Origin of the sequence: Pseudobutyrivibrio sp. AR14, from assembly GCF_900101325.1 — a bacterium.
Taxonomy (GTDB): Bacteria; Bacillota; Clostridia; order Lachnospirales; family Lachnospiraceae; genus Pseudobutyrivibrio.
Genome location: NZ_FMUY01000015.1, coordinates 1 through 22,726, shown reverse-complemented (window position 1 = coordinate 22,726; position 22,726 = coordinate 1). Strand labels below are relative to the sequence as shown.

Below are 22,726 nucleotides of genomic sequence, written 5' to 3'. Positions count from 1 at the left end.
ATGAGCGATATTAAAAGATGTGTGTCTCTATATAGCTATCAGGACGAGTTCTATCTTGGAAAGCTTGATTTAGAGGGATGCTTGAGGGAGACAGCTGCAACAGGAGCAACAGGTGTAGAGCTTCTTGCAGAGCAAATGATTAGAAAGTTTCCACTTCCAATTGAAACTAAAGATTTCAGAGACCAGTGGTTTGAGTGGATGAAAAAATATAATCTTACACCAGCATGTTATGATGCATTTTTGGAGAACCATATTTATGACAACCGTACTCTAACTTTAAAAGAGCAGGTTAACATGATGAATAGAGATATTCGTCTTGCTTCACTTCTTGGATTTCCAGTGCTTCGTACATTGGTTTCGACTCCAATGGATGTAATCGAAGGAAGCTTGCCTTATGCAGAGGAGATGGGTGTAAAAATCGGTCTTGAAGTACATGCTCCATTCTCGCTTAATTCAGGCTGGGCAGATGGATACATGGAAATGATTAAAAGAACAGGCACAAAGTTCTTTGGATTTGTTCCAGATATGGGTATCTTCTGCAAGAATATTCCTGATGTTGTCCGTGACAAGGCTCGTCGTCACGGCGCAAAGGAAGAGTGCATCAAGATTGTTGATGATGCATATGCAAAGCGTGTAGCTAACGGATTTACAAAGATTAAGTATGACCTTAACCTTGGTAAGGCTAATATGGAATACCGTATGGCAAATGGAATGGCAGAAATGATGGATGCTGTAAAGGCTGCAGGTGGTGGCCCAGCGGATTTAGAGTATGCAGGTTCTTCATTTACATATTCTTGGTCAGAACCACAGGATATTATCGACAACATTGATTATATTTTCCATACACATGCTAAGTTCTACAATGTGCACGAGGACCTTGAAGAGACAGCTGTTGCTCTTCCAGAGGTAATCGAGGCTTACAAGAAAGCTGGTTACACAGGATTCTTAAGTTCTGAGTATGAAGGTGGAGAACACCTTAGAGCTGACTTAGATGTTGACAGTATTGAGCAGGTACGTCGTCATCAGGCAGCCATGAAAAAGTACATAGGAAAATAATTCAAACCAGTATTTAATAATCGCCTAAAATACCACAAAATCAGGGCTTCGCGGCGATTGGATAGAGGGGGAAGTAATTTACTTCTCCCTTATTTCTGTTGTATAATGTTGTCCTAAAGATAGGAGATACTATGAATAGTTTTAATCAATTCAAAGTTAACATATACAGAGATATGTCTGAGTCCCAGCATCTGCATACAGATGTTGAGTTATTGTATGTCGTTGAGGGTAGTATCAACATCAAGATTAAAGATGCAGTTTTCACCCTAAAACGTGATGATGTTTTTGTTATCAACTCTAGTATTCAGCATAGTATTGAGACGGTGGAGAAGAGTATTGTCTGCTCTATTATGTATGATTATCAGATTTTGGTTCACATCCTTAAAAAGCCTAATAGCTTTTTTATGTGCAATAGTTCTGTGGACAAGTCCAAAAGCTACAACGAGATAATTAGACTATGTCGAGATGTAGTTTATCAGCATGTTGCATCTATTAAAAAGACAGACAGTTTGATGTATAGTATGCTCTACAAATTGCTTGATGAGCTTGTTGAGCATCACATGGTTGATGATACTAATTCAGAGATTTCCGAGAATCATGATGCTGATGAAAAGCTTCAGATTATCATTCACTATGTTCACACCAATTATCAGGATGGCATTAGTCTTTCTGATCTAGCAAAGCAGATGTACACATCTACATCTACTCTTTCTCGATTGTTTAAAAAGCAGACAGGCACCTATTTTGCAGAGTATGTAAATCAGGTTCGCACTCGTTATGCAATAGATGAGCTTTTATATACAGAAAAAAATATGACTAAAATAGCCATGGATTGTGGCTTCTCAAATGCCAGTGCATTTACCAAGGTATTCAGAGAAATCTACAACATGGCACCAACTGAATATCGTCAAAAGATGAAGGGCAATGTGAAAAACGAAGTTCAGGTGGATGATGATATCAAGGAAAAAATTCAGGCTGAGTTTAAGCGCCCAGATGAGGACGAGTATCAAGTGGCTCCAGTTGAAACGATTGTTGATGTACAGAACACGACTGAGCTGAAGCGCTGCTGGAACAAGCTTATAAATGTTGGCTTTATCCATGATGTTCTCAGGGCTAATACTCAGTATCACATTGAGTATCTCCACAAGGAGTTGGGATTTACCTATGCCAGAATCTGGATGGTATTTAACTCAAAGACTATGGTTTCTGATGGAGTCACTGTAGGTAATTACAACTTCGACATGATATTCGAGGCCCTTGATTTTCTAGTTGACCATCACATTACTCCTTGGCTTGATTTTACTAATCGACCATATGCCAATGTGACCAATTCGGAGGAATCTGCTTGGTTTGAGGACATTCGCATTGTCTACAAGGACAAGAGAGTTTGGGAGAATTTATACAAGCAGTTTTTCAAAATGCTAGTTCGTAGATACGGAGAAAAGGAAGTCTCTAAATGGAGATTTGAAATTGGCTTAGAGGGATTCCATTCCGATTATGACACTTTCTATATCCTTGACGGATATGATTTTATAGACGTGTATGAGTTTATTGCCCAGACTGTTAAAAAGCTGGTTCCAGCTGCCCAGGTAGGTTATTCAGCAGGCCCTGGTATTGAGGGACAGACATCATTTGACACAATTCTTACCAAGCTTAGAGATTGCAAAGTTCAGCCGGACTTTATCTCGGTAATATTATTCCCATATATTCCAAAGACAGTGTCGGGATTAAAGGGGGGCAAGGCTCAGTTTGTGCGCTCTCAGGATCGTGACTTCGAGGGCAATGAGTTAGAGCGTATTGGCAAGGCCTTTGATAAGCTAGGTATTCCTAGAAATAAAATTGTTATTTCTGAGTGGAACCTTACATGTTCTAATCGCAACTATCTCAATGACAGTACATTTAGAGCTTGTCTATTTATCAGAAACATAGTTAAATTTGCTGCGGATATTGATGTGTGGGGACTTTGGTTTGCCTCAGATTGGCAGTGTAATTCATATTCAGCCAGAAATGTTATTAATGGAGGCGGAGGACTGCTCTCAAAAGATACCATTAGAAAGCCTATTTTCTACGCCATCAAAATGATTAATCATTTAGGTAGTCAGGTGGTGGCCAGAGGAGAGAATTTCATGGTTACTAAGCTGGCAGCAGATGAGTTCCAGATTGTATGCTTCAATTTGAATTGGTACAATTCCAGCTATTTTATCAATGCTGAAAATCAGGCTACTGTTGCTGAGGCTAAGGCATATTTTGACCAGACCAACACCAAGAAAAAGATAGTTATAAAGCTTTCGGGAGTCAGCGAGAATAGTGGCTACTATGTAAAGCGAAGAAGTGTTAATAGCAACCAGGGTTCTATCATTGACGAATGGGGCAAGTTTGACAACGATGAGAAGCTTGAGAGGACTGAGATTAAATATCTTCAGGAGATGTGTGTTCCACAGCTTTCTAGGACAAAGGTACAGTCCAAGGGCCACATGCTTACACTTGAACTGGAGTTAGAGCCACAGGAATTTTGCATGCTCCACGTTCTTCCGGAATACTAAAAGCAGAGGGGAGGGCCCCACTTGCAATAAAATACTATATTTGATTGCGGTGATTTTTTCCAAAATAATTGTCTTTGCAACAGATAATAAAATATTGAAAAGCTAATAAGAGAATATAAATAAGAAAGTCGGTATATTTTATGTAGATAAAAGATATCGATTTTTTTTATTTATATTTATAAAGGAGAGACATATGGAAACTATCAGAATTGGTATCATAGGCCATGGTTTCATGGGCCATGAGCATGAGTCAATGCTCACACGCCTTGATGGCTACAAGGTAGTTGGTATTTCAGATATCGACCCAAAGCAGCTTGAAGACGTTAAAGAGGGTATAAAAAGATATGCTAACAACGAGGAGATGTTTAATGATCCTGAAGTTGATGTGGTTATCATTGCTGCAAACAACAATCAGCATCATGACCTTGTTATTCAGGCGGCAAAAGCCGGAAAGGATATTATCTGCGAAAAGCCGGTAGCTATGAATCTTGCAGAGCTTGATGACATGGTAAAGGTTGTAGATGAGTGTGGTGTTAATTTCACAGTTCATCATCAGAGACGCTATGACAAGGATTTCCGTACAATGAAAAACGTATTTGACAGCGAGACACTTGGTGATGTTTATTCAATCAAGAGCAGCTTATACGGCTTCAACGGAAATATGCACGATTGGCATGTTTACATTGCAGAGGGCGGGGGAATGCTATTTGACTGGGGTGTTCACCTCCTTGATCAGATGCTTTGGATGATGCCTGGCGCAAAGATTAAATCCGTTTTTGCGGATGTAAGAAATGTAATCAACTTTGAGGTTGATGACTATTTCAAGATTCTTATGAAATTTGACAATGGAATTATGGCAGAGGTAGAGCTTGGCACATATTTCCTTACTGACAAGATGGACAACAAGTGGTTTGAACGCCACTGGATTATGGGTGGAAACAAGGGTACGGCTTACCTTGATGGATTTGATCCACAGGGTGCTATCGTTCGCACCAATGGACTTCTCCAGAATGTAGGCGGTCAGCGTACTATGACAGCAGCGGGCCCAACTCGTTCATTTGGTCCACCACCAGAGGGCAAGCTTGTAACTGAGCCACTTCCACTTGCAGACACAACTCATGAGGATTACTTTGAGAACTATCGCAAGGCATTTGACGGACAGGAAGAATTCCTTGTAAAAATTCCTGAGACAAGAAGAGTTCTCAGACTTATGGAGGCTGCTAGGGAGTCAGCTCGCACAGGCAAATCAATTGATTTTGAATAGTAGACATTAAGTTGGTTTTGACCACAAACTTGAGGCATTTTACATAGCCGAAATATTCTGTGGTCAGCCAACTTTTTTAATTTCTCAAATCTCTATTTCGTTGCAACAATTTACCTCAAAACGTTGTTACTCCTAATACGTTTAAGTAAAAATCTGCAAAAAAATGAAAGCCAGTGACGGGTTTTAATCAAGCAATATTAAGTGGCGTCATATATAATTTTTGACATGGAAAATATAAGGGAAATAGTGCAATTTAATATTATTCATGAAACCAACAATGAGCCAAGAGAACAGCATTATCATCAGAATCTTGATATGCTATATGTTCTCTTTGGCTCTGTTGACGTGGTGATTGATGACAAGGAATATCACCTTAAAGAGGAGGATATGATTTTAATCAATTCCAATAAGCGTCATAAGTTTGAAAACTCAGGCAACCTTTTGGCTATCAGATTTGCAATCGATTATTATCTGTTGTCACAGACCGTAGGAACTACTCAAATGCTTTTCCTATGCAATTCTGCAGTGGATAAAAACTCAGCCTACGACAAGCTTCGCCATCAGATTAAGGAGATTATCAGATACTACTATACTGAGACCAAGGGAGATAAATGCTATCTTCAGGCGCTCTACTATCAGATGCTCCATGTGCTGATTGCGAATTTCATGGTAAAGACTGAAGAGGCCAAGGTCCTCTTTGATCACAACTCAGACAAAGAGCGCATCAGCGAGATTCAAAGTTATATACAGGGACATTACCAGTCCCCAATCAGCCTAAATGATTTGGCGGAGCAAATGTACCTTACACCAGCATATCTTTCCAAATACATCAAAAAGAAATTTGGAATGACATTCATAGATTATCTCAACAACATTCGACTTTTCCATGCAGTGGATGAGCTGGTTTACACAAATAAAAGCCTGACTCATATTGCCATGGATAATGGTTTTTGCACTTCTGCAGCCCTTAATAAATCCTTCAAAAAAGTTTTCAATATGTCACCAGGTGAATACAGAAAGTCTGCTGAAAAAAGCGCCGAGAAAGTGGCAAATGAAGATGAAATTGGAAAGCAGGAAATCATTTCTTTTATAGAAAATGAAAGCAAGCAACAGGAGAAGGGTAAAGCAAGTCAATTGCTTGTAGAGGTTGATGCATCCATTTACAAGAAAAAATATGTAGACGAGACGCGAGTGATTAATATAGGCAGCATTTATATGTTGCTTCAGCAGGAGGCTCAGGAACAGCTTCTTGAGCTGAAGGACAAGCTGGGAATCACCCATGTGAGAGTGTGGAATGTATTCGCATCAAACACATGCATTAGAGAAAACGACACATACAGTTTTCATAAGCTGGATAATGTGCTGGATTTTCTTGTGGACAATGACATTAAGCTTTACATGGAACTGGGACAAAAGCCAACCCTTCTAATGTATGCCCCTGAGCGATACATTAATCCAGATTCCAAGGAAATCAAATTATTTGAATACGATTTTTATAAAAAGCTAATCAAAGATTTGAGCATTCATCTGGTTAACAGATATGGCATTGAGGAAATTGAAAAGTGGTACTTCGAGTTTTGGAATAATCCACTATTAAAAATTGGAGAGGAAACTGGAGAGTACTATAGATACTTCGATTTGATCTACAAGATATTTAAAAACATAAGTCAGGATATCAATATCGGTGGTCCGGGACTTGTTTTAGGATATGAAAAGGCATTGGCAGAAAGGGTTTTTGCCATTTGGAAAAAACGAGAAATATGGCCAGACTTTATTTCTTTCGGTTCATTTCAGTACATATCATTTACCGATGGACAATTTATTTACGGCAAGAAATCCTTGGACAAGGATTATGTTAAAAATCAGGTTTCAGTCATGAAACAGTTCATGGCAGACATTGGATTTAATGTAAAAGAGTTCCATTTAGACGAATGGAATTACACGGTATCCAATAGAAATGTCATCAGTGATAGTTGCGAGCATGCAGCCTACATCATGAAAAATTATATCGACATGATTGGTAATGTGGATGTGATGTGCTATTGGCACGGACTTGATTTGTATGCAGAGTACTATGACACCAATTCATTGCTTAGTGGTGATGCGGGATTGATTTCAAGAGATGGAATCAAGAAGCCATCATTTTACGCGGTGGAGTTTTTGAATCGCAGTTATTGTAATGAGATTTGCAGAAACGATAATGGAATCATTTCCACAAATGGACGCGGTAGTTACTCTATTGTGTGTCACAATTTCAAGCCATTATCGGAAAACTATCTGGACATCGAAGAGGATTTGATTCAGATAAAAGACATTGAGCACTACATACAAGACACTGAGGATTTGGGGATGAAATGCGTTTTGAACAATGTTCAAAATGGCAACTACCAGATAAAGACATACTACATCAACCCAGAGTACGGCAGTGTTCAGGATATGTGGAAGCGACTAGGCCTTGCAGAATCCATGGAGAGTGAAGAAATTCAATTTATTAAGAAACATGCCAATCCAAACATGGAGATGCAGCAGGTGGAGGTATCCGACAACAGGTTGGAGGTTGAATTTAACCTAAAGGCTACAGAGATAAGATTCATAGAGATTAAATATCAGTTCAAATATGAGTAGCAAGATTTTTGGAGAGCAAAAATTGTACTATGATTTTTGTTCTCCATTTTTTCGGGGGATATTTTAGAGCTAATTCAGATAATGAAAATTGCCAAATACAGAAAAGTCGAAAACGGCAATAGGACATAAAATATTCACATATTCATTCAAGATGTGAAAGGAGAAAGGAATGAAAGTATTAGGTATTTCTTTTGGTCGTATTGATCAAAGAAGCGATGTTATGGTAAAGGAAGCTCTCTTTGCAGCAAAAGAAGCTGGCGCAGAGGTGGAATTTATCAACACAGTCAGACTTAATATTGGTCATTGCCGAGCATGTGATTATTGCAGTCGTTGCCGTGATAAGGGGGATGTTGAAATTCACTGCTGTATGAAAGACGACTACTCAATCCTCGAAGAGAAGTGTCTTGATGCAGATGGTATTATCATCGCAGCACCTGTTTATGCAGTAGGTATTGTTGGCCAGTTTAAGAACTTTGTTGATAGATTTGGTCCATCTCATGATAGAGCAGCACTTTTGGAGGAGAACAAGAAGAGAGAAGAAGCAGGAAAGCCACTTCTTGATGAGCGTTATTTCAAAGACAGATATGTAGGTTACATTTCAGTTGGCGGTGCGCAGACACACAACTGGGTTTCACTTGGTCTTCCAATGCTTGACTTATTCTCATTCTCATTCTGTATGAAATGTGTTGGTCATGTAGATGCTTACGACCAGGGCCGCACAGGACATCCTTTATTTGACAAGGATCTTATGAAGAAGTGTGCTGAGCTTGGTACAGCAGTAGCTGAATCACTTGGCAAGCCTTACGATGAGGTTGACACATGGGTAGGCGATGAGGGTGTTTGCCCAGTATGTCACAATCCACTTCTCTCAATGAACGGAACAACAACTGTTGAATGCCCTATTTGCGGTATCTACGGAAAGCTCTCTGTTGATGGAGACAAGGTAACAGTTGAGTTCTCTGAGGAGGAGAAGAACAGAGCTCGTAACACTCCAATTGGAATCTATGAGCACTACAACGAAATTCAGAACATGATTACAGTTTGTGTGCCAAAGCTTATGGCAAACAAGGACACACTTCCTAAGATGATGGAGAAATATAAGAATTTCGATTTGCATTGGAATTAGAGCCATTATATGGCACTTGTTCGATAGTTAGATATTTGTATATGTATGATATTTATGGGGGAAAAGAAAATGGACGCAACAAATTTAGCAGGTAGCTCTGCAAAGTCTGGTGTTAAAAAGTTAAACCAGTACGGTATGGCTCCTTTGAAGCCAATTAATTATTTTGTCTATGGTATGGGTAATTTTGCTTCTCAGCTTTCATGGACAATGGTAAGCACTTACCTTTCAATTTTCTATACTGATGTATTTGGTCTTGGAACTGGTGCAGTTGCACTCCTTATGCTTATCGCTAAGGTTTGGGATGCTATTAATGATCCAATGATGGGAACAATCATGGAGCGTACTCACACAAAGCATGGTCGCTTCCGTCCTTACATTGTAGTAGGTGCAATATTCCTTGTAATCTTTACAATCCTTACATTTACTGTACCAGGATTTGGTGGTCCAGCTAAGCTCGCTTATGCTTACATCACATACATCGGTCTTGGTATGTCATACACAATGACAAACGTACCTTACCTTGCAATGCCTGTTGTTATGACACGTGATCCAAAGGAAATCAACAAGCTTAATGCAGCTCAGATGATGGGTATGACAATTGGTCAGATTATCCTTAACCTTTTTGTGCTTCGTCTCGTTGTTTGGTTTGGTAAAGGAAATCAGGCTGCAGGTTATCAGTCAACAGCTATTCTTCTTGCACTTGTAGCACTTCCAATGTTCTGGGCAGTTGCAGCTCTTTCAAAGGAGAGAATTGATGTTAAGAAGAGTGAGCAGGGAAGCATTCTTGAAGGTCTCAAGCTCATCGCTAAGAATAGAAACCTTGTATGTGCACTTCTTTATAGCTTAATGAACATGTTTGGTATGCTTGGACGTATCTCTGTAGCAGTATTCTTCTACATGCACGTTGTACAGAATTTTGAATACATCACAATCTTTATGATGATGCAGATGATTGTTGGTACACTTGTAATGCCACTCGCTCCAAAGCTTTGCCTTAAGTATGGTAAGAGAAACATTGCTATTCTTTCAATGCTCATTCAGGGTCTTGCACTTATTATCATTTTCTTTGGTCCATCAAAGAGTATTCCATTCAACTTCGTAATGATGGTTATCTACGGATTTGGATACATTGCTGGTCCTTCAGGATCAGGTATGGTTGTTGATGCTATCGATGATTTTGATCTTAAGTATGGTTACAGAAATGATGGTATGGCATTCTCATTCTCAGGAATGGCTACAAAGATGGGTACAGCTCTTGCAAACTCTATCTTCCTTCTTATCATGGGATACTTTGGATATGATAGCTTATTTGGTGTAAGAGAGCAGTTAGCAGAAGCTACAGATCCAGGAGTAATTGCTAGCCTTACACAGCAGATTGCACACACAGAGTTTGGTATCAACATGTGTGCAAACCTTCTTCCAGGTATTGTATTCCTTCTTGGAATCATTCCACTTCTTATCTACAACCTTGATAAGCCAGGATACATGGATAAGGTTAGAGACGGTCTTACAGAGAGAAATAAGGCTCGTTCAGCAGAATAAGATTACTTTTCTAGAAACTAATATAAACATCCTTTTACTTGGAGCCAGGGTTCAGCCCTGGCTTCTTTTTTCATATGTGGGTTTTAGTGGATGGCATACATTGCAATAGCAGAATGCAATGTATTGCGCTTTTTTATATTTCAAAAAAAGGGTGCAATATTTGACAAAATAGAGCCCAACATTTTTAAAGAGTCACCGGTATTGTTCATTTATAGTAACAATATAAAAGGAGAAAAACGGAGGTTAAAAATGGAGAAGAAAAAAGTACTTGGTATTTCATTTGGTCGAAAGATGTCAAACTGCGATGTCATGGTCAAGGAAGCACTTATGGAGTGCCAGCGAGAAGGCTGTGATGTGGCGTTTATCAGAGCAGATGATTTAGAGATTAATAATTGTACCGGATGTATTGCTTGTGTTATCGGAATGATGTCAGGTAGAGGCCGTGGATATTGTGTAAAGCATGATGATTTTGACATTCTTGATGAGGCAATTATGCAGTCGGATGCAGTAATTCTTGCATGTCCAACATATGAGACTTCTGTTACAGGTCGTTTCAAGACTATCTGTGACAGGATTGGACCAAGCCACGATATTACATTTAGAAAAGCAAGATATGAAGAGGGCAAAGAAGCGGGAGTTCCTGAGGAGCAGCTACCAGATGCTCGAGCATTTAAGAAGCGCTCAGCAGCCCTCATTTCTGTTGGCGGTGCCATGACAGAGGAGTGGATTGCACTTACACTTCCGATGATGTATGAGTTTACCTTCCCAATGGGAATAGATGTTGTAGATACAGTGGAATACTACGGTGCTATGGCTTGTGAAAATGTGGCTGGCAATCCTGAGATGATGAAGAGAATGACTCGTGTTGGTAAAAATATTGTGGAGTCAATTAATGCTGGTGACGAGGATGAGCGTATTAAGTATCGAGGTGATGAAGAGGGAACATGCCCGATTTGTCATACACGCCTCATCCAATTTTCTCACGATAAAAAGACTGCTTCCTGCCTAGTGTGCGGTAGCCTTGGTACCTTTGATATTGTGGACGGAAAATTTACTATGCATTATACCGATGAGGAATTGAATCGCTCACGTCTTCGTTGGGGTGGTAAGCTTGAGCATTCTACAGAGATTAAAACTCAGGCTCAGCCAGCAGGAACAATAAAAAATCTTAAGGAACTTAAGCAGCCTTATGCAGATTTCAATCCGGGTGTATGGCCAGTAGATGAAAATGCATATGGGAATGTAAAAAAGTAATTTTGAATCAATCACGTAGAGCCGAAATCTAGGTGCAACGGTCTTGACAAGATTGTTGCACCTATACTATTTACGGTTATTCCTGTTGCAATAATTAGTTTAGATAAATGGGACTAAAGAAAATGATTTCTGTTTTTCCAATAATATAATGAACTCAAATATCAGGACAGGAGAATAAAAATGAGTTATAGAATTTTGACAATTAACCCTGGTTCTACATCGACAAAAGTAGGGTTCTTCAATGGTGAAAAGCTGGAGTTTTCTGTAAATGTATCTCATGATGCAGAAAAGCTGGCGGAGTTTGCCAGTGTTAGTGATCAGCTTCCATATAGAAAGGAAGTAATCCTTTCGGAGCTTGAAAAAGCTGGAATAGACCTAGCTACAGTTGATGCGTACGTAGGCCGAGGTGGTGGACTTCTTGCTGTAGAAGGAGGCACTTACGAAGTTGGTCAGGTGCTTTTAGACCATGCAAAAAGAGGAGCAAATGGAATTCAACATCCGGCGCAGCTTGGCTCACAGCTTGCTAATGAGTTTGCTAAAAAATATGGAAAGCCTGCATTTGTGGTAAATCCACCAGACACAGACGAATTTATTATTGAAGCTAGAATGACTGGTATCAAAGGTGTTTACCGTCAGTCTCATCTTCATGCATTAAATCTAAAGGAGACTGCTATTCGTCATAGTCAGCTAAATGGAGTTAAATACGAAGATGCGAATTATATTGTATGCCACATTGGTGGAGGAGTATCTATTTCAGCTCATCGAAAGGGCAAGATGATTGATGGTAATGATATTGTTACTGGCGATGGACCAATGGCGCCAACACGCTGTGGCTCAGTGCCAGCTGCCCAGATAATTAGATATGCATATGACCATCCAGATAAGAAGGAAACACTTTCACTTACCACAAAGACAGGTGGATTTGTAAGTCATCTAGGTACATCTGATGCCCTTGATGTATTCAATAGAGCAGAGGCCGGTGACAAGGAAGCCAAGCTCATTTGGGACACAATGACATATCAGATTATTCGCTATATTGGCGCAATGGCCACAGTATTACATGGCCAGGTAAATGGAATCCTTTTAGGTGGAGGAATGGTTCACAACAAAAAACTAGTTGCAGACATCACAGAAGCCTGCTCATGGATTGCACCTGTCAGCGCCTACCCAGGAGAGTTTGAGCTTGAGGCAATGGCTGCCGGAGCCATCCGTGTCCTAGATGGAGTCGAAGCGGCTAAGGAATATACAGGAGTCCCTTGCTGGACGCCTAACGAACTAGCGGAATAACCCAACTAGATTATTAAAAGAGCTAGTAGTTATCAAGCTCTTAGTGTTGCTGAAGGAGACGTGTTAGTCGACGAAAGCAATATCTAAGGCTTGAGAACGTAACTAGCGGAATAAAGAAGAGAGGAGAATGTAGTATGAATCAGACTAAGGTTAATAAGTATAGCCGCAGCGTTTCAATAATCGGCGTAGGTTGTACTCCATTTATGTATACGGTGGACAATCCAGAGACTGATGGTCTTACAGAGGGGGAGCTATTTGGCTACGCCGCTTTAAAGGCAATGGAAGATGCTGGTGTGAATCCACAGGATATTGATTTCTATTTTCATGGTGAGGCTTCGCCTCTTCACCAGTCAAATTACCTTACTCCAAATGTGCAGATTGCAAATTGGTTTGGTATGAAAGGCAAGGCTTCTATTCATCATTCGGAGGCTTGCTGTACAGGATATTATGCTATCGAGCAGGCCGTAAATGCGGTAGCTTCGGGCAAATACAATTGTGTACTTTCAGGTTGTGTGGAGTTTGGTGATAGTGCAGCAGTGCCAAATCATCCATATAAGAGAGAGAAGCTTTCAATGGAGAAGTTCCTCCAGACGACAGCTTGGCTCTATGACAGAACTTACACCCGTTCTCTTATGGCAGGCCAGGAGCTTATTTATGATGATGCAGCAGAATGGTACAAGAGAACCAGAGGTCTTACTGATGAGCAGATGGACGATACTATCAACCATATGTCAATCAACAATAGAAAAAATGCTTCCATGGATGAGCTTGCAATTGAGAGACGCACATATGAGCAGATTGCCAAAGAGGCGGGCTTTGATGATGTTATGGATTACATGCGAAGCCCATACAACCCAAAGAATGGTGATTTCCTACGAATGAGTGGTATTGAGCTGAAGTGCGACGGTGCAGCAGCTGTGATTGTTTGTGCTACTGACATGGTAGATAAATACATGGGTAATAAAAATCACAAGCCTATTGAGGTTTTAGGTGTGGGCTGTGCAGCTTGTGAGGCTACAACACCTCATTTTGAAGTAAGGGCTACGGAAGAGGCCATTCGCCAAGTGTATGAGGTGACAGAAGTTAAGCCAGAGGATATAGATATTTTCTTTGCAAATGACTTTATTATTACTTCCCATTTGGTATCTGCAGAGATTGCTGGATATTTACCTTATGGCGAGGGTTGGAAATACATCTGCGATGGCAGAACAGCCTATGATGGGGATAAGCCAATTAATACAAATGGCGGTCGTACTTCATTTGGCCACGCCCATGCAGCATCTGGTCTAGCTGATTTATATGAATGTGTAAAGCAGATGCGCGGTGAGTGCGGAGAGAGACAGGTTAAGAAACTTCCTAAGACTGCTATGTTACGTGGATACGGCGGTGCGCAAAATATCTGCTCGTATATCATCAGGACAATTGATTAATGGGAGGTGTGACAGATGGCAATTAAGTTAGAAAAGGTTGTTCAGGGTTTCTACGATAGACTTGAAGAAGGAAAAATATGTGGTAGAAAATGTCCTAAATGTGGGGCTGTAGAATTCCCACCAGTTTATGCTTGCAACTCTTGTGGAAATTTAGAGACTGAGTGGTATGAAATATCTGGTAATGCCAAGATGCATTCGATCGTTATGCCGGCTGCACTTTCAAGCAAGCCTGAGTACAAGACTCTAGGAAAGTTTGCATATGGCGAGATAGAGCTAGAAGAAGGGGCTAGACTTAACGCGGTAGTCCGTGGCATTTCTAAAAAGACCAGAAAGGAACTCTTAGACAAGCTTCCACTGGACGTCCACGCTGCCATTTACCAGCGTGACGGCTACAAGACAGTAATATTTGATTTGGATTCTAAGTATTTTGATAACTAAGCCCTTACATATACTAGGTAAGCGCGAGCAGGGGATACCGTGCCGAGTGTGGGAGGACCTACGCCGGCAGAAGGACCCACACGAGAGTGCGGAGGGTGCCCTGCGGAAGCATGAGAAACTGGGATAGGGCTATTATAGAAAGGAAGTAAAGTAATGGACAGAAAAGAATTAGAGTCTCAAATAATTGAGATGGTGGCGAAGTGCTACAGCGTGGATGCCGCTAATCTTTCAATGGAGACTACATTTAAGGATGACTTAAAAGGAGCATCAGTTCTCATGGTAGGACTTGTTTCTGAGATTGAAAATGAATTAGATGCAATGATTGCACTTCAGGATGCAGCTGCATGTGCAACTATCGGAGAGCTTGTAGATAAGGTCGAAGAGGAATTGTAATAATTCGTATATACGAAGGAGAAAAAATGAGCGTACTTGATAATATTTACGAAAAGGCTAAAGCTAATCCACAAAAGGTTGCTTTTCCAGAGGCTGAAAATGAAAAAATGATGCAAGCCGCTTACGAATGCGGACAAGAGGGATATATTGTCCCTATTTTGGTAGGCGATGCTTCAAAGATTAGAGAATTAATAGCTGAAAGAGGCTACGAGGAATCCGTATTTACGATAATTGATATTGGAAATGAGGATTACAAAAACGATATTATTGCAAAATATGTTGCACTTCCACAGACTGTTCTTAAGGAAAAGGCATTGGGACGTCGAATGGAAAACCCACTTTATTTTGCAATGGCAATGCAGGCTGTGGGCGAGGCAGACGTTACATTTGCTGGAATCGACAATACAACAGGAGATGTACTTCTGGCTGGTCAGATGATAATCGGTCTAAAGGAGGGAATCAGCACAGTTTCATCTATTGGACTCTGTGATATTCCTGGATTTGAGGGAAGCGAAGGACAGCTTCTGGCTGTTGGAGATAGTGCGGTATGCACAAATCCATCTGCCGAGCAGCTTGCTGATATTGCAATTTCTGCCTGCGATACAGTAAAGGGGCTTCTAGACTGGCAGCCAAGATGTGCAATGGTATGTTACTCAACACTTGGCTCTGGCCAGGGTGAGCTAATTGACAAGGTGAAGGAGGCTCTTGCAATTGCAAATGAAAAGCGTCCAGACCTTGATATTGATGGCGAATTCCAGCTTGATGCAGCAATTGTTCCAGCTGTGGCAGCAAAGAAAGTCAATCGAGAAAGCAAGGTTGCAGGTAAGGCAAATGTACTTATCTGGCCAGATCTTAATGTAGGAAATACTGCTGTAAAGCTCATTCAGCAATTTGGACATGCTGATGCATACGGACCAATGCTTCAGGGATTCAACAGCATTGTTTGTGATTGCTCTAGAGGGGCACCTGTTTCAGAGATTAAGGGAAATGTTATTATCTCTGCTGTTCGTGCTCTTGGCGCAAAGAGGGACTGCTAAGATTTAGAGGTAGATTTAAATAGGAGCAAATCTAATTATGGGAAACGTTTTAGGGGTCGGAATCGACCTAGTTTCAATAAGCGAAATTCGTGATTTGGACGAGAGGACAAAAGGTGCTTTTGTCCAGCAGACTTATACTAGCAAGGAACTTGAGGATGCTGTGGGGGCATCTAATTACTATGAGTTCCTGGCTGGTAGATTCGCTGTCAAGGAGGCTGTTTACAAAGCAATTTGTGGCAGCTTTCTTGACGTTAATTTTGATTATAGAAATGTGGAAACTATCAAACAGCCTAACGGAGCACCAAGATTTTCTGCCAATATAGAACTCCTTAATATATTAAAAACAATAGGTGCTGAGGATGTTTTAGTTTCCATTTCAAATCAAGGCGATTTTGCTATAGCAATTGCCCAGTTGATAAAAAGAGAGTAGCCGCAAGGCTACTTTTTTTGTGGGCAAATATTGTGATTGAATATAAAATGATAATAATTACTAATTTTATATTGACAAAGCTATAATAAATGATATTATATAGATAATCATTATCGATTTTGCTTATCGAGGTTATTTGAAGAAAGCAGGTGTTATATGAATTACAGTAGACAGAGAGAATCCATAAAAGAATATTTGATGTCTACCAAAGAGCACCCTACAGCTGAGGTTATTTATCAGAATGTTAGGGAAGAATATCCTAAAATTAGTCTTGGTACCGTATATAGAAATCTTACTCTTCTGGTGGAGCTTGGAGAGGTGAAGAAGATTTCCACTGGCGATGGCACTGAGCACTATGATGCGGACACATCAGCCCATAGTCACTACTATTGCAGATGTTGCCACAGAGTTATGGATGTTGAGATTACACCTAGCGTAGATCAAATTCTCGCTGCATCTAGCACGGGGCTAGGGACAGTTGAGCAAGCATCACTACTCTTTACAGGTGTTTGTAAAGACTGCATGGATAATGATAAATAATGTTTGAAAATGAAAGGAGTCTAATTATGGCAAAGTACGTATGTCCGGTTTGTGGTTATATTCATGAGGGGGATAATCCACCTGAGGAGTGTCCTGTATGTCACGTTTCTGGTGACAAGTTTAAGAAGGTAGAGGGTGAGCTTACTCTTGCTGCAGAGCATGAGTTTGGTGTTTATGCATCAACAGTTAAGAACAACCCTGATATTTCTGAAGAGGACAAGAAATACATCTTCGAACAGCTCAAGGCTAATTTTGAAGGAGAGTGCTCTGAGGTTGGTATGTACCTTTGCATGGCTCGTGTTGCTCATAGAGAGGGATATCCAGAAATCGGATTATATTGGGAAAAGGCAGCTTTTGAAGAGGCTGAGCATGCAGCTAAGTTCGCAGAGTTACTTGGTTCAGATCTCGAGGCTAACATGACAAATTCTACTAAGAAGAATCTTGCATGGAGAGTAGATTGCGAGTTCGGAGCTACACAGGGTAAGGTAGACCTTGCTACATGTGCTAAGAAGAACAACCTTGACGCTATCCACGATACAGTTCACGAGATGGCTCGCGACGAGGCTAGACATGGTAAGGCACTCAAGGGATTCTTAGATCGTTATTTTAGCTAATATGCTGACTACTAATCACTAGAGAATTTCTTAAAAAAAGAAGGGCAGGATTAATTCCTGCCCTTTGTTTTACTCAGTATTAAATTGAATAAGTGAACATCTGATTTCTGACTTTCTTTCTCATTAAAAAGATTCCAATACAAGTATACAGCGCTGCTGTAAAAAGCTGTGAGTAATTGCCAGAAATATTGTTAACCGATGAACTAAAATCGGAATTTGTTCTCATACTAATACATAGCAGAGAAGCCAAATCTGTGAGAGTATGAAGCAACATAACAATTTTAATATTTCCCCATCTACAATAAATAGCTCCGAAATAAATTCCAACTGCAAATGCTGTAATAGATTGTAATACAGCGGCAAATACAGATACTCCCGACATTATATTTGTCATATGGAGTGCGCCAAAAACAAAGCTTGAAATGATAATGGCAATGACTGTCCCTTTAAAGGAATCTTTTCCAAAAAAATCTCTGAGTGTATTTAGAATAATTCCTCTAAATAATAATTCTTCGCATATTCCGGCACTAATAGTAATTGCCAGAATAAGGTAAATTTGGGTAGGCCCAAAATAGAATTTTTCTGGAAGCTTAAAATTATAGATTCCTGTTTCAAGATAGTCTGTAAACAGTATGAGAATAGATGCGGCAATCACCGAGAATATTGTGTAACCTCCAGATACAAGGCCTCCAAAGAAACCATTTCCTTTATTAGTAAGGACTGATGTTTTCTTGATAATAAATAATAAGCATAGTAGGAATAGCAATCTAAAGAGTCCGACAATCGTAGCTAAACAATAAACGTCAGTATCTGGTCCTAGTGCCTTGACCGCTATAAAATCACCAAGTACGCTGAATAATAAATATCCCAAATATGAAAATAAGCATATAAAAATAGTTCTAGTTAATTGATTTTTCATAGTATTTCCTTTCTATGTAAACATGAAAAAACTTTATTCCTCAAAGGTAAAGATTTCTTCAACTGTTGTATCAAATACTTTTGCAATATCCATTGCAAGTTTTAATGAAGGATTGTATTGTCCCTTTTCTAGGCGGATTATTGTTTCTCTTCTAACATTAACAAGTTCTGCAAGTTCTCCTTGCTTCAGGTTTTTAGAGGCTCTAAATTCTTTTATCTTTGTTTTTAATTCTGGCATATTAGTCCTCCTCCTCATATCCTGAAGGAAGTCTGTCTAGCAAAAGGTAAGAACCATATTTCACAACTATATGTATACCAAGCATTAAAAGAGCAAGTCCCTTTATGTGTGTGCTTGAGATAAGGACCTTAAGGTCATATGCTTTTTCTATTGCTGATAGAACTAGGCCAACAATAAATACAAAGATGATTTGAGCATATGCTGAATAAGATAATGCCTTACCCATAAGTTGTTGTGATAATTCGTCACCTGATTCCAATTTGCATCTAGTCTTGATGTAAATTAGAAAGGAAAAGGTTAATAGAAGAATGATAATGCCTAGGATTCTTGTCATATTGTGGGGAATAGTATGATTTACATAAAACAAAAAAATGACTTCTAAAATAAAAAATATCCCGGTAAAGAATCCTATCCTTGCCTGAGCTTTCAGTGTCATAAGATGTCTTTTTGAATCCTTCTTAAACTGGCTACTTTGGGGTGAATTAGGGCTCATAAAATATAATATCCTCCTAGTCTAATCTGTGCACAATGAGTGATATATTTATCACTTCATGTGACAAAAATATCACACAAATTAATGTATGTCAACTTTTGAATTAAAAACTTCATTTACATTGCACCTCACATTTGTTATAGTGTCCCATGGATGGTATTCGACAAGAAACTATACCCTTATAATTTCTAAATTTTAAAAATAAAAGACCCGTGGCATGCTCGTATCACTTTGAACGAGACTGTATCACCTTGCGAATAAAGGAGGTGTTGCCATTGAAGGTTGGATTTGTAGGCGCTGGCAAAGTAGGCTATTCCTTAGGAAAGCTATTTAATGACTGTCAGCACAATCTATTAGGCTATTATAGCCGACATTCATCATCAGCTATTGATGCAGCTGATTTTACCAAATCAACTTATTTTCAAGATTTAGAGACATTAATTAAAGATAGTGATGCAGTGTTTATCACTGTTCCAGATGATGCGATTTCTATTGTTTGGGAGCAGATTAAGCACATGTCTATTACTGGCAAAATGATATGTCATTGCAGCGGATCTTTATCTTCAGAAATCTTTAAGGATATAGAAGAAACTGGCGCATTCGGTTTCTCAGTCCATCCATTACTGGCGGTATCGGATAGATACAAATCATACCAGGAACTTCCAAAAGCTTTATTTACTATCGAAGGAAATGAAAAACACATTGATGAAATTGAAGGCTTATTAAAGTCATGCAATTTGTCAACAGCACGTATAAGTGCAGCGATGAAAACTCGTTACCATGGAGCAGCAGTTTTTGCATCTAATCTTGTTGTAGGTCTGATTCAATCTGCACAGGAGGAACTTCGTATATGCGGATTTTCTGACGAGCAGGTGGCAGATGCAATAACTCCTTTAATAGTGGGGAATGTGAACAAGGTGCTTTCTGTTGGCACAAAAGATGCACTGACAGGTCCTATCGAAAGAAATGATGTGGGAACAGTGAAAAAGCACTTAAATACCTTCGAAGGAAATAATCTTGATGTTTACAGAATTCTTTCCAGAAAGGCACTGGAAATAGCAATGGATAAGCATCCGGATTCAGATTATAAAGCAATGGAGCAATTATTATCTTCTTAAAAAAGGATGGAGAACGAAATGAAAAACACAGTTACAACTCTTCAGGAAATGAAGAGAAAGGGTGAAAAAATCAGCATGCTCACATGCTATGACTACACAACTGCATGCCTTATGGAGGATGCAGGAATTAATGCAATTTTAATAGGTGATTCACTTGGAATGACTATGATGGGATATAGTGATACTCTTCCTGTGACAGTAGATGATATCATTCATCATTGCGCAAGTGTATCTCGTGGATTAAAAGATACATTCCTTGTGGCAGATATGCCATTTATGTCTTATCAGACATCTGTTTATGATGCAGTGAAAAATGCTGGTAGACTTGTAAAAGAAGGACATGCTCAAGCAGTAAAGCTTGAAGGTGGAGCTTCTGTTTGCCAGCAAATTCAGGCTATCGTAAATGCGGATATTCCAGTTGTGGCGCACATTGGATTAACACCTCAGTCAATTAATGCATTTGGTGGATTTAAGGTTCAGGGTAAAAATGTAGAGCGTGCACTTCAGATAGTAGAAGATGCAAAGGCTGTTGAGGCAGCAGGTGCATTTATGGTTACTTTAGAGTGTGTTCCAGAGGAGCTTGCAACACTTATATCAAAGGAGCTTACTATTCCTACAATCGGTATTGGAGCTGGCGCAGGCTGCGACGGGCAGGTCCTTGTATATCAGGATATGCTGGGAATGTTTTCTGGATTCAAGCCAAAGTTTGTAAAGCATTATGCAAATATTGGTGAGGAAATGAAGAATGCATTTAAGGCCTATGATGCTGAGGTTAAGGCAAAGACTTTCCCAGCTGCTGAGCATAATTTTGCTATTGATGCTGATGTAATGAAAGCGGTCAAGGCAGCACAGGGTAACGCAGAATTTAGAGTAGAATTTGAAACTGAGACAGTGTAATAAAGGAGAGAAAATGTTAGTAGCAACAACAATTGAAGAAGTAAAAGCAAATGTAAGACAGTGGAAGAAGGATGGTCTTAAAATTGGTTTAGTACCAACTATGGGATATTTACATGAGGGGCACGCAAGCCTAATATCGCGTGCACGTGGGGAGTGTGACAAAGTAATCGTATCGGATTTTGTTAATCCAATTCAATTTGGTCCAAAGGAAGACCTTGCAACATATCCAAGAGATTTTGATGCAGATTGCAAATTATGTGAGGGCCTTGGAGCTGATTTGATTTTCCATCCAGAACCAAGTGAAATGTACAGCCCAGATTTTCATTCGTATGTAGGTGTTGATACATTATCAGCTGGACTTTGTGGAAAGAGCAGACCAATCCATTTCAATGGTGTATGTACAGTAGTTAGCAAGCTTTTTAACATTACAGAAGCTGACAAGGCATACTTTGGTCAGAAAGATGCACAGCAGCTTGCTATCGTAAAGCGCATGGTTAGAGATCTTAATTTCAACATTGAAATAGTTGGTTGCCCAATCATCCGTGAGGAAGATGGACTTGCTAAGAGTTCTAGAAACACTTACTTATCAGATGATGCTAGAGCAAAGGCAACTATCCTTCACAAGGCACTGACAAAGGGCGAAGAGATGGTAAGAGCTGGTGAGACTGATGCTATAAAAGTCCGCACAGAAATCACAAACATTATCGAATCAGAGCCTCTTGCAAAAATTGATTATGTAGAGGTTGTTGATTTGGGAGAACTCCAGCAGTGCGATGTTATTGATGGACCAATCCTTACAGCGGTAGCTGTTTACATCGACAATGTAAGATTGATTGATAACTTTATTGTGGAGTAGTCCACAATAAGTCATAGATTTCTGCGGGTAATTCTATTTTTTGCAAGCAGAAAGTCGTGTTAATTGGTTTTAGGAAATGAGGATATTATGAATTTAACAATGCTTAAAGGTAAGATTCACAGAGCTACAGTCACACAGGCAGCCCTTGATTATGTGGGAAGTATCACAATTGATGAGGACTTGCTTGATGCTGCTGGGATTCTTGAATATGAGATGGTTCAGATTGTTGATGTAGAAAATGGCAATCGTTTTGAAACATACACTATCGCAGGTGAGCGTGGAAGTGGAGTAATCTGTTTAAACGGAGCAGCTGCACGCTGCGTTCAGGTGGGAGACCATGTAATTATCATGTGCTATTGTACTGTGGATGCCATGGAAGCCAAAAGTCATAAACCAAGCGTAGTATTCGTGGATGGAAAAAATGCCATTAGTCGCGTGACTAGCTATGAAAAACATGGCAAGTTGGAAGATATGTAAAATTCTACTGCCTAGAAGAGAAAAAAGGGAATAAGCAGTAAGAGTTTTGAAAAAATGTACTGCCTAGAAGAGAAAAACGGAAATAGGCAGTAAGAGTTTTGGAAAAATGTACTGCCTAGAAGAGAAAAAAGAAAATAGGCAGTAAGAGTT

Annotated in this window: 22 protein-coding genes; 19 read left to right on the top strand and 3 right to left on the bottom strand. The window is 39.7% G+C overall.

Going from position 1 to position 22,726, the window contains the following annotated elements; translation table 11 throughout:
* The 15 genes from BLP50_RS12020 (at position 1) to BLP50_RS11950 (ending at position 17,579) form a co-directional block, all read left to right on the top strand.
* Positions 1 to 1,056, top strand: a complete 1,056-nt coding sequence (locus tag BLP50_RS12020; RefSeq protein WP_090155079.1) for a sugar phosphate isomerase/epimerase family protein — start codon at positions 1 to 3, stop codon at positions 1,054 to 1,056.
* Between the two features lie 131 nt (positions 1,057 to 1,187).
* Positions 1,188 to 3,599 carry a GH39 family glycosyl hydrolase gene (locus BLP50_RS12015; protein WP_090155077.1) on the top strand — a complete coding sequence of 804 codons (2,412 nt, stop codon included), beginning with the start codon at positions 1,188 to 1,190 and terminating at the stop codon, positions 3,597 to 3,599.
* A gap of 193 nt (positions 3,600 to 3,792) precedes the next feature.
* Positions 3,793 to 4,863 carry a Gfo/Idh/MocA family protein gene (locus tag BLP50_RS12010; RefSeq protein ID WP_090155075.1) on the top strand — a complete coding sequence of 357 codons (1,071 nt, stop codon included), beginning with the start codon at positions 3,793 to 3,795 and terminating at the stop codon, positions 4,861 to 4,863.
* Positions 4,864 to 5,088: 225 nt separating this feature from the next.
* Entirely contained in the window at positions 5,089 to 7,488 is a 2,400-nt protein-coding gene (locus tag BLP50_RS12005; protein WP_090155073.1) for a GH39 family glycosyl hydrolase, read from the top strand.
* Positions 7,489 to 7,657: 169 nt separating this feature from the next.
* The gene (locus BLP50_RS12000; protein ID WP_090155071.1) at positions 7,658 to 8,614 is read left to right on the top strand and encodes a flavodoxin family protein; all 957 of its coding nucleotides are present in this window, start codon (positions 7,658 to 7,660) and stop codon (positions 8,612 to 8,614) included.
* A 69-nt stretch (positions 8,615 to 8,683) separates the two neighbouring features.
* The gene (locus BLP50_RS11995; protein ID WP_090155069.1) at positions 8,684 to 10,156 is read left to right on the top strand and encodes an MFS transporter; all 1,473 of its coding nucleotides are present in this window, start codon (positions 8,684 to 8,686) and stop codon (positions 10,154 to 10,156) included.
* Positions 10,157 to 10,405: 249 nt separating this feature from the next.
* Positions 10,406 to 11,410, top strand: coding sequence for a flavodoxin family protein (locus tag BLP50_RS11990; protein WP_090155067.1), 1,005 nt, complete (start codon positions 10,406 to 10,408; stop codon positions 11,408 to 11,410).
* A gap of 180 nt (positions 11,411 to 11,590) precedes the next feature.
* Complete coding sequence (gene buk, locus BLP50_RS11985) at positions 11,591 to 12,697, top strand: butyrate kinase (RefSeq protein ID WP_176753772.1); 1,107 nt, start codon at positions 11,591 to 11,593, stop codon at positions 12,695 to 12,697.
* A 134-nt stretch (positions 12,698 to 12,831) separates the two neighbouring features.
* Complete coding sequence (locus tag BLP50_RS11980) at positions 12,832 to 14,127, top strand: thiolase family protein (RefSeq protein WP_090155063.1); 1,296 nt, start codon at positions 12,832 to 12,834, stop codon at positions 14,125 to 14,127.
* A 15-nt stretch (positions 14,128 to 14,142) separates the two neighbouring features.
* A complete protein-coding gene (locus tag BLP50_RS11975) occupies positions 14,143 to 14,565 on the top strand; it encodes a Zn-ribbon domain-containing OB-fold protein (RefSeq protein WP_090155061.1) in 423 nt (140 codons plus the stop codon).
* A gap of 153 nt (positions 14,566 to 14,718) precedes the next feature.
* Positions 14,719 to 14,958, top strand: a complete 240-nt coding sequence (locus tag BLP50_RS11970; RefSeq protein ID WP_090155059.1) for an acyl carrier protein — start codon at positions 14,719 to 14,721, stop codon at positions 14,956 to 14,958.
* Between the two features lie 26 nt (positions 14,959 to 14,984).
* Positions 14,985 to 15,995, top strand: a complete 1,011-nt coding sequence (locus BLP50_RS11965; RefSeq protein WP_090155057.1) for a phosphate acyltransferase — start codon at positions 14,985 to 14,987, stop codon at positions 15,993 to 15,995.
* A gap of 37 nt (positions 15,996 to 16,032) precedes the next feature.
* The gene (gene acpS / locus BLP50_RS11960; protein WP_090155055.1) at positions 16,033 to 16,425 is read left to right on the top strand and encodes a holo-ACP synthase; all 393 of its coding nucleotides are present in this window, start codon (positions 16,033 to 16,035) and stop codon (positions 16,423 to 16,425) included.
* A gap of 156 nt (positions 16,426 to 16,581) precedes the next feature.
* Entirely contained in the window at positions 16,582 to 16,965 is a 384-nt protein-coding gene (locus BLP50_RS11955) for a Fur family transcriptional regulator (protein ID WP_090155053.1), read from the top strand.
* Positions 16,966 to 16,991: 26 nt separating this feature from the next.
* On the top strand, positions 16,992 to 17,579 hold the full coding sequence (locus BLP50_RS11950) for a rubredoxin-like domain-containing protein (RefSeq protein ID WP_090155051.1): 588 nt from the start codon (positions 16,992 to 16,994) through the stop codon (positions 17,577 to 17,579).
* Positions 17,580 to 17,658: 79 nt separating this feature from the next.
* Here the strand turns inward: BLP50_RS11950 and BLP50_RS11945 are convergent, their stop codons facing one another.
* Genes BLP50_RS11945 through BLP50_RS14345 form a run of 3 tightly spaced genes read right to left on the bottom strand, consistent with a single transcriptional unit; the run spans position 17,659 to position 18,961 of the window.
* Positions 17,659 to 18,498 (bottom strand): CPBP family intramembrane glutamic endopeptidase, encoded by an 840-nt coding sequence (locus BLP50_RS11945; protein ID WP_090155049.1) that lies wholly within the window; start codon positions 18,496 to 18,498, stop codon positions 17,659 to 17,661.
* A gap of 33 nt (positions 18,499 to 18,531) precedes the next feature.
* Positions 18,532 to 18,735, bottom strand: a complete 204-nt coding sequence (locus BLP50_RS11940) for a helix-turn-helix transcriptional regulator (RefSeq protein WP_242869267.1) — start codon at positions 18,733 to 18,735, stop codon at positions 18,532 to 18,534.
* A gap of 1 nt (position 18,736) precedes the next feature.
* The gene (locus tag BLP50_RS14345; RefSeq protein WP_176753771.1) at positions 18,737 to 18,961 is read right to left on the bottom strand and encodes a hypothetical protein; all 225 of its coding nucleotides are present in this window, start codon (positions 18,959 to 18,961) and stop codon (positions 18,737 to 18,739) included.
* Positions 18,962 to 19,440: 479 nt separating this feature from the next.
* On the opposite strand from BLP50_RS14345, the gene BLP50_RS11930 reads away from it, so the two are divergent.
* From BLP50_RS11930 to panD, 4 genes are all read left to right on the top strand, one after another.
* Positions 19,441 to 20,346: a Rossmann-like and DUF2520 domain-containing protein gene (locus BLP50_RS11930; RefSeq protein WP_278335213.1), complete on the top strand. Its 906-nt coding sequence runs from the start codon at positions 19,441 to 19,443 to the stop codon at positions 20,344 to 20,346.
* An 18-nt stretch (positions 20,347 to 20,364) separates the two neighbouring features.
* A complete protein-coding gene (gene panB / locus BLP50_RS11925) occupies positions 20,365 to 21,243 on the top strand; it encodes a 3-methyl-2-oxobutanoate hydroxymethyltransferase (RefSeq protein ID WP_090155041.1) in 879 nt (292 codons plus the stop codon).
* A gap of 13 nt (positions 21,244 to 21,256) precedes the next feature.
* Complete coding sequence (gene panC / locus BLP50_RS11920; protein ID WP_090155039.1) at positions 21,257 to 22,099, top strand: pantoate--beta-alanine ligase; 843 nt, start codon at positions 21,257 to 21,259, stop codon at positions 22,097 to 22,099.
* 87 nt (positions 22,100 to 22,186) lie between these two features.
* Positions 22,187 to 22,576 carry an aspartate 1-decarboxylase gene (panD, locus tag BLP50_RS11915; RefSeq protein WP_090155037.1) on the top strand — a complete coding sequence of 130 codons (390 nt, stop codon included), beginning with the start codon at positions 22,187 to 22,189 and terminating at the stop codon, positions 22,574 to 22,576.
* Positions 22,577 to 22,726 lie beyond the last annotated feature (150 nt).